Origin of the sequence: Anaerobacillus sp. MEB173, assembly GCF_052119505.1 — a bacterium.
GTDB lineage: Bacteria > Bacillota > Bacilli > Bacillales > JBJMAU01 > JBJMAU01.
The window spans coordinates 1-9,716 of record NZ_JBJMAU010000034.1 but is presented as its reverse complement, the minus strand read 5'-3'; the positions used below and the strand labels follow the sequence as shown (position 1 = coordinate 9,716).

The window sequence follows — 9,716 nt, the reverse complement described above, 5'->3', positions numbered from 1 at the left end:
CTATGACTTATCTTCATCAGATGTTAAGAAATGGACAGTTGATTGGGATTGGCTCTATGGCAGTCTGGATACTGGTGAATACCGTATAGTGAAAGATATACTGGATTTTAGAAGCACAGGGGATTATGATAAGCGCCATTTGACAGCGGAGTTCACGATTGATTAGCAAAACAAAGTTAGTTATATAACAAAGGTTGTGAGAGGATGAACTTAAAGTAAAGGGAAGCAATTCTTCAAGAAGGAGAAGCTTTTTCTTAAGGAGGGTCAAGTGTGAACTACTATAAAAATAAAGTTGCCTGGTGCCCCGTATGTGATCAGGGGTGGGTTAATCTACAAGGATAAGAAAACGGAGAAATTTTTTGTGCTTTGTGTTGAGTGTGAATCAATGTGGAAGCATCCAAATGAAGTAAAAAATTATAATAAGTTCAACTCAGTCTTTGATACGGCATACGAAGAAAAAGCGAAGGATGAAAAAATATCATTATTCGAATGGGATGTAGAAAGGCAACCCCCATCCGATGAGGAGATTCGGATCATAGGCTGGGAAAAATACATCATAGAGAAATAAAAGTGTTGTTAAATAAACGGAAGCAAGAGTTGGAGAACAAGAGTTGTCGTTTCGGCAGCTCTTGTTGTGTTAAAGAAGCAGGTTAGCACAAGAAGGTACACCTATAAGTGTGTTATATTTGAAGTGGAATTTAGTATAAACGGAGTGTACTAATAATGAGAATAACCAAAGAACAATTAATTGATTGCTTGAAACCAGTTTTCAAACTTCATGGATTTAAGAAAGAAAGAACAACATGGAGGAAAACGACAGAAGATATTATATTTGTTCTAAATATTCAGGGGTCACAATGGAGCAAAGAGGATTATTATATTAACGTAGCTATTTATATCAGAGCTATGGGAGTTGAGAAAAACCCTCCGTTCTATTCTTGTCATATCCAGAGTCGTATTGATGAGAGGGAAAAGTCGTGGAATTCCATTTGCAGTGAAATTTTGGATTGGTTCGAAAAGCATGGAGAAATTCACAAACTTAAAATACTCTTGGAACAAAACGATTTGCCATTGCCAACAACATTAGATGCAAAGAAATACCTTGCAGAGATTTAACTAACGGAATCAAGAGCAGAACAAGGAGTTGTCGATGGCAGCTCCTATTGTTTATTGAGTTAACGAGCAACTGAATAGTTTAACAAATAATTACCAATTATTAACCAAAATATTAATGTTACATGATAAGCTAAAAGAGATAGATTTATTTGTTAGGGGGAATAGGAGATGAAAAATCTATTTAAAACTTCAATATTTATAATAATTATCATACTTGCTGCATGTTCGAATGAAGAAGTGACTAACTATGAGTACACGTTTATAGGTGAAGGTGAGTTTTGGAAGGCTGAATATATTTATGAGGGAACCGAAATATGGGGCGAAGAAGAAGGGAAAACAACATATTCTAATGAAGATAGTGATCTATTTAGAATAACCTATAAAGGTTCAACGGAAGATATTCATTCAATGAAAAAGCTTGAATATTCTTATGATACAAGTGGTGGAAGTGCTACTAGCGTTAGGGAATATGATGACCCGCCTAATGATACTACATTTACAATTAAGGGTGGTGGTACTGGTATGAAGGTAAAAGAAGACGAGATTATACGGGTAAATATAAAATGGGATAATTTTGAAGAGGCATTTGAATTGACTAACCAAGAGAAATGATTAAGAAAAATTTTGTTCAGCCAACGGAAGCGTTTCTGCAACAGCAGCAGGAACGCTTTTTGACTAACCCACCCAGAATTCTTTAATATGCAATTATACATTGGGAACACTATCCAGTAGAATTTCATACGAAATGGGGTAGTGTATAATGAAGTATTTGCTGGAGTTGTTAATAGTTTTTATTTTAATTTCATCTATACCTTTGGGAGTTCAAGCAAAAGAAATAAAATACAATCATAACAGTATTACTATTTCTGAAGTCAAAGAAAAAGTTGACTTTAAAGTTCTGTCTCCAAAACAAGTTCCTGATGATTGGACCTTAGAAATTAAGACATATTCTTCAGGTGGAAAAGATATTATTACTCATTTTAAATTACATTTCATGGATAAAAATGATAAGTATTTAATGGTTGGTATTGGGGAAAAGAAAGCGACTTCTAAGAGAATTGAACCAATGAATTCGAATGTAGAAGAGATAAATATAAACGGTAATATTGCTTATTTTCAGGAGTGGGCTAACGCAGGTGAATTAGATAGTAAAGGTAAAAAAATTACAGGGGGATTACTTACTTGGATACAAGATGGTACTTATATAGAAATGGACAGTTCAAATATATCTAAGGAAAAAATTATAGAGATTGCAGAGTCAATGAAATAGTTATCCAAGTATACGTTTCTGTCATAAGCAGGAACGTTTTTCTTTTTTCCAAGTGAAAGGAAATCAATGTTAAGATTAAAATATAAGCACTGCACAATTATCGAAGCAGGTTACTTGAAGAGAAAATGGAAAATACCCCCAAAATAGTTGTTTTGTGTTATCTTTAAAGAAGGTATTTATAAAAGGGGGGAGACGATGAGAAATTTAGTAATTGGTGGTGTACTTATATTAGGACTTTTTCTCGTTATACAGTTTTTCGGCTTTACTAATTCTATCATTTTTAGTGCAATTGAATGGAGTACAAAATTTATATTACCCTGGGTATTTTTGTATTGGTTAATTAGGACGGTAAAGGCTTTGGAGAAAAAATAAAAGTAATTTCTTATTAAAGTAAAGGATGCGATTGTTCAAACTGAGCTGTCGCTTTTCAACTATTGAGCAGAATAGTTCAAGATTGAATGGGTATTGTTGTGAAGGGAGTTAAGCAGTTTGAAAAGTTTCAGACAAACCTTGGTTACGATTACATTACTAATTTTTATTACTGGTTGTAATCAACAAAATAATGATTTTTTCGTATTTGCAGACCATAAAAATATGAATAATGAATTGAGACAATCACTTATCAAATGTTTAAATACCGAAGAAATTGAATACAAGCTTGATAGTGACGAAAATGTGTTAATTAAAAAGAAAGACAGTGACCTTGCAGTTGCTCGTTGTTCCTAAAATGTATTTTGTTATAAAAATATTCTTCTTAAACAAACGGATGCTATTGTTCAATAAGAGCAGTCGCTACTTGTGCTAATGGATGCAATAGCTGAAAGGGGCTGTCGTATGCGGCAGCTCCTGTTGCGTTAATGAGGCAGAATTGTTCAATAAGGATTAAAATAAGAACTAAAAAAGGGTGAGTGAAAATGAGTTTAGCTAGTTATATTGGCTGTAATAAACAAATACCCGTTAAAGATGAATATACAGAGGATTTACTTTTTATTGGAAGTTGTTTTGCAGATGAGTCGAACCTTCAAGACGTAAAGAATTATCAATTTACTACGTCATATGTTTATGAAGTATCTAGTAATTGGGGAATTAATATTTCTGAATACACGCATCCAGAGACTTGTGCTGAATCAAAAAAGAAGTTAATAGAACTATGTAAAATTATGGACAGTTATCTTGAAAAAGGCGATTTTTTTGAACTGTATAGCTGTTGGATAGGAGAAGAAGCTTACAAACGAGATGGTGAGCTAACTCTCCAAATCAATAACTTTGATGTGGACCAAATTGAAATACCTGAAAAAACGTTAGTGAGATTTGAAAAATAAAGTTTTCATCTTCAAGTAAAGGATGCGAGAGTTAAGGAACAGATGCTATAGCAGTACCTTCAACTATTGAAGTAAAGAGCAGTTTTGTTGAAGAAGAACTATTATCAGGAGGTGGATTTTTGTTTAAAATTTCTCGTAAAAAGTGGATAGTTTTGCTAATTATTTTATTCTTAATAGGAATATTTCTATTTTATTTATATTTTGAGGAAGGAAAATCTTATAAAAGTAGTTCAATGATTTTTGAAATTGAAAAGAAAGAACATCATATTGAACCAGGAAATTATATAAAGATGTGGGTCATAGGCTCTAATGCTAATGATAACAGTCCAAATAAAGAGAGATATAAGGTAATGATTGAGGACTCAAGAATATATAATTTGTTAGAAGAAGGTAATGAATACTTTGTAAATATTCAAGGTGTAAAAAAGAGGAATCAATCTGAATTTGTATATACTTTTGGTCAATTAGGTTTGGTTGATGGAACGCAATTGACTGGAGAAGGAAAAATTGAATAAGTTTGTGAATTACTGTACTTAAAGTAAAGGTATTACTTAAACAACAGGAATAGTCATAAATGTGGTTGCTCCTGTTTATTTTATTGAACTAGAATAAGAAACTGGCAGAATTATGTAGAAATTTTTAACAGTATGGCTTAGGAGAAGGATTGTAAATTTTATATTAACATGAGGGGAGGCGTTTTGATTGAAGAAGCTATTATTTTTTTTATCAACTATTATTTTAATTTTATTTGGAAGTGGATGTAATCAAAAGGTAGTTGAAGAGTCTATATATGCGACTGCTATTTCACAAAATATGGTTCATCTTAGTAATGCTCCAAATGAAGTAAAGTCTTATTTTGAGACAAAAATTAAAGATAAAAATGGTGGTTTACACACCTTTGAGTTTGAAGGCAAAACGTATTTTTTGCTTTTAGAGCCAAATAGAGCAATAAGTAGTTTTTATGAATATCGTGACCATATACGTGTAGTAACAAGAGATAGTTTTGAAGAACCAGGTTCATTTGATTCTGTAAATGACATTGTTAGTGTTTTATATATACCTTTTATAGAAAGTTTGAATAAACCATTTGGAGTTTTTCGTGTAGAAGATTTAGTAGAGTAGAGCGAGTACCATATTCAAACAGATGCTTTGGTGAGACAGATTGGAAACCTTTTCCAACTATTTATAGAAGGTTTATGGTTTTTTATGGTAAAATCTATAGGAATTGTTTGTAGTTTGGGGGAGATATAATTGAGTTCCTTTGTTTTATCTATAATTCTATGGATTGTTGGTCTATTTATTATGTATTTAGTAATTACAACAGCAGTAAAAGATGGTATTAATAAGTCTATTATTGGTCAATTTTTTGAGAAAAAGTACGGGATTAAAGAGGATAAAAAATCATTTCTAGATAGTGATTTAGATAATGACAAATAACTACTAACTAGGGCATTCCGTCTACTTTTAGCTAACGGATGCATGAGCGGAAAATGGAGTTGTCGATGGCAGCTCCTATTGTTTAATGTGTTAACGTGGCATTTTTTTAATAATGTTAAAATGAAAGGAATTAAATGGTGGATATTTTAAAGGTAGAGTTACGAGCGGGGGAATATATATGTTGTGGATTCTATTATTACTTGTTGTTATAGGCATTGGTACGATTATAGGATATCTAAAAGAGCAATCAAATCAAAATAAAAGAATTATTGAACTACTTGAAGAGATGAACAATAAAGATAAATAATATTTAATTAACAGAGCGTTCCTGCAACAGCAGTAAGAACGCATTTTTCACTAAACGAGGCAGGTTAGCGAAAAATAAATACAATTTATATTAGATGTGTGGTGAAGGACAATGAATAATGTTGAATCGAATATATTGAATTTAAGTTGGCATAAACCAGTTGATGTACAGGAAAAAGCTATCAAAGAACTTTCGAATTTAAAAGGAAATGAAGTTGTATTCCTTGCAAAAAAGTCAAATGAACTATGTAGTAAAGAATGCTGGCAAAATGCTTCGGTAGTCTTAAAACAAATTGGGTATCCGAATAATAAAGCTGCATTCCCCTACTTAATGGAATGGTTCCAAGACTTAAATCATCCTGGAGTTGCAAATATAATAGACTTGTTAAGCGAAATTGACAAAAATGAGCTAAAACCACATATTGAACAGGCTATATTAAAAGCAATGGAAGAAAAGGATGAGGATTGGGGTTTAGGGTTATTAACCTTAATAAACGAATTGAAAATCACTAAATATTTTGATGGAATGCTAGTTCAGGATTTAAAAACTTTGGCTAATTATGATGATCGTTCAACTATTGAACAGTAATCTTTAATAAGGCTTTGGGTTTTATGTAATTCGGTAAGTAAAGGGGGAGTATTTTGAAAAGATTATTATTGAATATAGTATTTTTGCTTTTGTTATCAGCGTGTTCAAGTGAAGAACCATCATTTGAGCTTGTAAGTTCCAAAGTTAATTTGATAGACGGTCTCGAAAGGGATTTAGTATATGGTGATGAAACAGGAAAGCAAGTAACACATACAGCCATTAAATATCAATTTGTCTTGAAAAATACAGGAGAAATTACTATAGGAACAAAAGTAGAGGACAAGATGACTTTAAAAATTATTCCTAATGAAAAATTAAAACAAATTTCTGAAGAGGTAGTGAGGGAAAACATTTTCGATGAAGTTTATTTTCAAAATGGTGTTTTTGTAGGAACAGAAACTGCGAAGAATATAGTTACATTAAAACCAAATGAATTGGGTGAATATAGCGTTTCTTACTTTTTAGGTGCGAATGAAAAGAATGATGCTTATAACTTAGCACCATCTAAAGATAAGTTAGAAAAACTTAAAAAACATGCATTGGATGGTACATTGGTATTGGTTTACAAGGAAGGAACTGATAAAGAAAAAGAAATCGCACGTTTTGAACTTAATAAAGAGAAATAGACTTCTATTATTGTTGAAGTAACGGGTGCGAATAGCAGAAGAAGGAGTTGTCAATGGCAACTCCTATTGTTATTGGGTTAAGAAGGAGATTAGTGGGAAATACTGGCATCCTTTTCAACTATTTAAAGACGTTTTATGGTTTTTAATGGTAAAATATATAGGGATTTGTATTCTGGGGGGAGATATAGTTGGGTTCCTTTGTTTTATCTATAATTTTATGGATTGTTGGTCTATTTATTATGTATTTAGTAATTACAACAGCAGTAAAAGATGGTATTAACAAGTCTATTGTTGGTCAATTTATCGAGAAGAAGTACGGGATTAAAGTGGATAAGAAATCATTTTTAGATAGTGATTTAGATAATGATAAATAAATACTAACCAAAGTATTACCTTTCTTTCGTTAACGGGTGCAATCCTTCAAGAAGCAGGGATTGCTCTTTATCTTTTTGAAGTAAAGAAGCAGAAAGTAGTTAAATCAAAAAGTTTATGTGTGTATTACAAATAATTAACTGAATTACTCTATTTTACCTCATAAAATTATGTTGTTGGGTGTTAAAATTGAAGAGGAAAAAGGAGTGAGATACATGAAAAGAAATATCATCTTAATTTTGTTGGTTATATCCGTAATATTAAATGGATGGTTTTTATATCAGTCAAATGGTATGAAACAGCAAGTTAATAAAGCATCAACCCAAATTGCACATGGAGAAATGGTTCGTTATTTAAATATTATTGGTTCAATCAATGTAAAAGAGAATGGTCTAAAAATTGACCAATCAGATTTTCCAAAATTATTCCATCAATTTGTAACTGGGGCTAGAAATGGATTTTCAGTTGTCGGTGGAATGGTTCACGAAATGCCAACAGTTCTTCCATCTAACTTAAAAGAACCATTACACACGATGTTCTTTCTTTTTGAAGAAAAATATGTTCCGTTGGCAAATAGGCTTTTAGAGTCTGATGAAATATCTGAAGATGATATAGAACAAATATTAGATTTGGCAAAACGACTTAATGATTCAGGATTTCCGAGTAGCGAAGAATGGAATTGGGATATGTTAGAAGAAAGATTAAATAATTTTTTAGAAACTGAACCAGAGCTACCTCAATATTAAGCTAACGGGTGCAATAGTTGAGGAGCTGTCGTTGCAAAGGTTCCGCTTCTTAACGAAGTATTGGAGCAGGAATGTTTAAGAAGGGAGAAAGATAAATGATTAACCAAAATCAAAAACTTCTTTTTAAAAACTTAAAAAATATTAAGGATTATTGGGTGGACACTGCTATTAAGAATATAGAACCCGACGCAGATTTAATTGCTTCAGATTGCGAAGAGGAATATAAGCTTTTGGCAAGTAAATTAACCTCTGAAAATGAGTTGCTTGCTTTTAGAAAGGTTCAAAATGAAGTAATTGAGGGAGTTATCCATTCAATATGTGTGATGATTGATGGTGGGGATGAGTTAGCTGATGATTTGTTAATTGATTTAATAGAGAGAGAAACAAGAAAATCATTACAAGAAAACATTGCTTTACACGAAGAATTTATTAGTTACTTACTAGATGTTAAAGAGGATTAACTCAACTAACGGTTGCAATAGCAAAACAAGGGGCTGTCGAATGCGGCAGCTCCTACTGCGTTAAAGAAGCAGTTTAATGGAACAAGTTACCACGTAATTTTTGAAACGAAAAGATACGAAATCCCGTCTAATTTATATAAAGGGAGTGATGGGTATTGAAAAAACTTAGTTTAATTTTGTCTTTAATACTTTTATCAATAGGGTTAATGGGCTGTCAACAAAGTAGTAAAGAAGTGGAATTCAAAAATGATATTTCAAAATCAAAAGAGGAAATAACAAATAAACCTGCAATTACAGGAGAAATTGTTAAGATAGAAAGAGGAAGATTTTTGGTGGAAAGCACAACCGAAAAATTACCAGATGGGAGACCAGATGCGATATGGTTTTCAACAGCTGATATTGATTCTTTAAAAGTAGGGCAAATTGTTTCTGTATGGACAAACGCAATAAATGAAAGTTATCCAGGACAAGCAAGTGCCGATAAAATTGAGATCAAGAAAAATGAGTTATCCTTAGATAATCCTCTAAAGAGCTATTATGCAGGTAGTCTTTATGAGGGGAGTATAACATTAGATATTTCGGATTTTTATGATAAAATACTACGAAGAACAAGGTATTGAAACACATTCAATTGAAAAACTAATACATGTTAAACTAACCAATGATTTAAAAATAGTAGATACAGAGGGAAACAATGTAGCTCTTGAAGAGATTAACCCCGAAGAAATTATTTACCTCGATTTTGACTTTTCAAAGAGAAAAGATGAATTTAAGGGCGGAGAAGCTAAGATTGAGACTGATTTACTTATTCTAGCTGAAAAAGAAAGTTAAGCCTTAAATTATTGAACTAACGGAAGCTTATATGTAGTATGATTTTCCGCCGTATTCAACGTTAGTAAAGATAATAAAAGTGCCAAATTGTATCTTTGTAGAAGCGTTATATTTAGTAAGTAATTATAGTTTTTAACGTTAACAAACATAGGGCTTTACTCGGAGAGGTGGGTATGATAGGCTCGTTTGCCTGATGAAACCTTAGCTTCAGCCTTTCAAGACAAATCGTACCCACAGAGGCTCCGAGTCAAGCCCTACATTCTTTCGTTTCGGCAATTGTAATATCACCATAACGATATTTAAACAAATATTGTACCCGCTGAGGCTTCATGACATAGGATCGATTTCGAAATATTTCCGGTAAAGTATGTCACTTAAATGAGCAGAAAATGTTTTATTTTAATCAGCAGTCACAGCAGTAATTTCATAATTTATTAACAGCCATTATGTATTGAGGAAGAACCTGTATATAATGGCTTTTTTATATTAAGAAGTTTTTAACTTTTATATTTATTCTGTTTTTAACTGTAATTCTAGTCAGTAGTATAGTAAGATTTAGGAGATATTTGCCAATAATTGAGGAGATTTATAAATGAATTTATTTAAAAAGTTTAGGAAGAATGACTATCAATCTGAAAAA

At 31.9% G+C, this 9,716-nt stretch carries 19 protein-coding genes; all 19 read left to right on the top strand.

Annotated features, from left to right (window positions below):
• Nucleotides 1–166 (top strand): immunoglobulin-like domain-containing protein (locus ACJ2A9_RS23190; protein ID WP_441424071.1); only part of this gene is annotated, 166 nt, incomplete at its 5' end.
• Between the two features lie 219 nt (nucleotides 167–385).
• The gene (locus ACJ2A9_RS23185) at nucleotides 386–568 is read left to right on the top strand and encodes a hypothetical protein (protein WP_441424070.1); all 183 of its coding nucleotides are present in this window, start codon (nucleotides 386–388) and stop codon (nucleotides 566–568) included.
• 155 nt (nucleotides 569–723) lie between these two features.
• Nucleotides 724–1,116, top strand: a complete 393-nt coding sequence (locus tag ACJ2A9_RS23180; protein WP_441424069.1) for a DUF4304 domain-containing protein — start codon at nucleotides 724–726, stop codon at nucleotides 1,114–1,116.
• Nucleotides 1,117–1,284: 168 nt separating this feature from the next.
• Nucleotides 1,285–1,728 (top strand): hypothetical protein, encoded by a 444-nt coding sequence (locus ACJ2A9_RS23175; RefSeq protein WP_441424068.1) that lies wholly within the window; start codon nucleotides 1,285–1,287, stop codon nucleotides 1,726–1,728.
• Between the two features lie 148 nt (nucleotides 1,729–1,876).
• A complete protein-coding gene (locus tag ACJ2A9_RS23170; protein WP_441424067.1) occupies nucleotides 1,877–2,386 on the top strand; it encodes a DUF4367 domain-containing protein in 510 nt (169 codons plus the stop codon).
• 195 nt (nucleotides 2,387–2,581) lie between these two features.
• Entirely contained in the window at nucleotides 2,582–2,758 is a 177-nt protein-coding gene (locus ACJ2A9_RS23165) for a hypothetical protein (protein WP_441424066.1), read from the top strand.
• Nucleotides 2,759–2,875: 117 nt separating this feature from the next.
• Complete coding sequence (locus ACJ2A9_RS23160) at nucleotides 2,876–3,112, top strand: hypothetical protein (protein WP_441424065.1); 237 nt, start codon at nucleotides 2,876–2,878, stop codon at nucleotides 3,110–3,112.
• Between the two features lie 188 nt (nucleotides 3,113–3,300).
• Nucleotides 3,301–3,708, top strand: a complete 408-nt coding sequence (locus tag ACJ2A9_RS23155; RefSeq protein ID WP_441424064.1) for a hypothetical protein — start codon at nucleotides 3,301–3,303, stop codon at nucleotides 3,706–3,708.
• Nucleotides 3,709–3,827: 119 nt separating this feature from the next.
• Complete coding sequence (locus tag ACJ2A9_RS23150; protein ID WP_441424063.1) at nucleotides 3,828–4,223, top strand: hypothetical protein; 396 nt, start codon at nucleotides 3,828–3,830, stop codon at nucleotides 4,221–4,223.
• A 187-nt stretch (nucleotides 4,224–4,410) separates the two neighbouring features.
• Entirely contained in the window at nucleotides 4,411–4,830 is a 420-nt protein-coding gene (locus ACJ2A9_RS23145; protein WP_441424062.1) for a hypothetical protein, read from the top strand.
• Between the two features lie 129 nt (nucleotides 4,831–4,959).
• The gene (locus ACJ2A9_RS23140; RefSeq protein WP_441424061.1) at nucleotides 4,960–5,145 is read left to right on the top strand and encodes a hypothetical protein; all 186 of its coding nucleotides are present in this window, start codon (nucleotides 4,960–4,962) and stop codon (nucleotides 5,143–5,145) included.
• A 178-nt stretch (nucleotides 5,146–5,323) separates the two neighbouring features.
• The gene (locus tag ACJ2A9_RS23135; RefSeq protein ID WP_441424060.1) at nucleotides 5,324–5,452 is read left to right on the top strand and encodes a hypothetical protein; all 129 of its coding nucleotides are present in this window, start codon (nucleotides 5,324–5,326) and stop codon (nucleotides 5,450–5,452) included.
• A 111-nt stretch (nucleotides 5,453–5,563) separates the two neighbouring features.
• Nucleotides 5,564–6,040 (top strand): DUF5071 domain-containing protein, encoded by a 477-nt coding sequence (locus ACJ2A9_RS23130; RefSeq protein ID WP_441424059.1) that lies wholly within the window; start codon nucleotides 5,564–5,566, stop codon nucleotides 6,038–6,040.
• A 53-nt stretch (nucleotides 6,041–6,093) separates the two neighbouring features.
• Complete coding sequence (locus ACJ2A9_RS23125) at nucleotides 6,094–6,666, top strand: hypothetical protein (RefSeq protein WP_441424058.1); 573 nt, start codon at nucleotides 6,094–6,096, stop codon at nucleotides 6,664–6,666.
• 188 nt (nucleotides 6,667–6,854) lie between these two features.
• A complete protein-coding gene (locus ACJ2A9_RS23120) occupies nucleotides 6,855–7,040 on the top strand; it encodes a hypothetical protein (RefSeq protein ID WP_441424057.1) in 186 nt (61 codons plus the stop codon).
• A gap of 213 nt (nucleotides 7,041–7,253) precedes the next feature.
• Nucleotides 7,254–7,784: a hypothetical protein gene (locus tag ACJ2A9_RS23115; protein ID WP_441424056.1), complete on the top strand. Its 531-nt coding sequence runs from the start codon at nucleotides 7,254–7,256 to the stop codon at nucleotides 7,782–7,784.
• A gap of 95 nt (nucleotides 7,785–7,879) precedes the next feature.
• On the top strand, nucleotides 7,880–8,245 hold the full coding sequence (locus ACJ2A9_RS23110; protein ID WP_441424055.1) for a histidine kinase: 366 nt from the start codon (nucleotides 7,880–7,882) through the stop codon (nucleotides 8,243–8,245).
• Nucleotides 8,246–8,400: 155 nt separating this feature from the next.
• Nucleotides 8,401–8,865: a DUF3221 domain-containing protein gene (locus ACJ2A9_RS23105; RefSeq protein ID WP_441424054.1), complete on the top strand. Its 465-nt coding sequence runs from the start codon at nucleotides 8,401–8,403 to the stop codon at nucleotides 8,863–8,865.
• Entirely contained in the window at nucleotides 8,834–9,076 is a 243-nt protein-coding gene (locus ACJ2A9_RS23100; RefSeq protein ID WP_441424053.1) for a hypothetical protein, read from the top strand. The genes ACJ2A9_RS23105 and ACJ2A9_RS23100 overlap by 32 nt, the downstream gene beginning before the upstream one ends.
• The last annotated feature ends 640 nt before the right edge of the window (nucleotides 9,077–9,716 follow it).

Excerpts from the sequence above, each read along its gene's own strand:
- ACJ2A9_RS23130 (WP_441424059.1), top strand. The coding sequence starts at position 5,564 with ATGAATAATGTTGAATCGAATATATTGAATTTAAGTTGGCATAAACCA.
- ACJ2A9_RS23170 (WP_441424067.1), top strand. The coding sequence starts at position 1,877 with ATGAAGTATTTGCTGGAGTTGTTAATAGTTTTTATTTTAATTTCATCT.
- ACJ2A9_RS23135 (WP_441424060.1), top strand. The coding sequence starts at position 5,324 with ATGTTGTGGATTCTATTATTACTTGTTGTTATAGGCATTGGTACGATT.
- ACJ2A9_RS23175 (WP_441424068.1), top strand. The coding sequence starts at position 1,285 with ATGAAAAATCTATTTAAAACTTCAATATTTATAATAATTATCATACTT.
- ACJ2A9_RS23100 (WP_441424053.1), top strand. The coding sequence starts at position 8,834 with ATGATAAAATACTACGAAGAACAAGGTATTGAAACACATTCAATTGAA.
- ACJ2A9_RS23180 (WP_441424069.1), top strand. The coding sequence starts at position 724 with ATGAGAATAACCAAAGAACAATTAATTGATTGCTTGAAACCAGTTTTC.
- ACJ2A9_RS23185 (WP_441424070.1), top strand. The coding sequence starts at position 386 with ATGTGGAAGCATCCAAATGAAGTAAAAAATTATAATAAGTTCAACTCA.
- ACJ2A9_RS23155 (WP_441424064.1), top strand. The coding sequence starts at position 3,301 with ATGAGTTTAGCTAGTTATATTGGCTGTAATAAACAAATACCCGTTAAA.
- ACJ2A9_RS23165 (WP_441424066.1), top strand. The coding sequence starts at position 2,582 with ATGAGAAATTTAGTAATTGGTGGTGTACTTATATTAGGACTTTTTCTC.
- ACJ2A9_RS23110 (WP_441424055.1), top strand. The coding sequence starts at position 7,880 with ATGATTAACCAAAATCAAAAACTTCTTTTTAAAAACTTAAAAAATATT.
- ACJ2A9_RS23115 (WP_441424056.1), top strand. The coding sequence starts at position 7,254 with ATGAAAAGAAATATCATCTTAATTTTGTTGGTTATATCCGTAATATTA.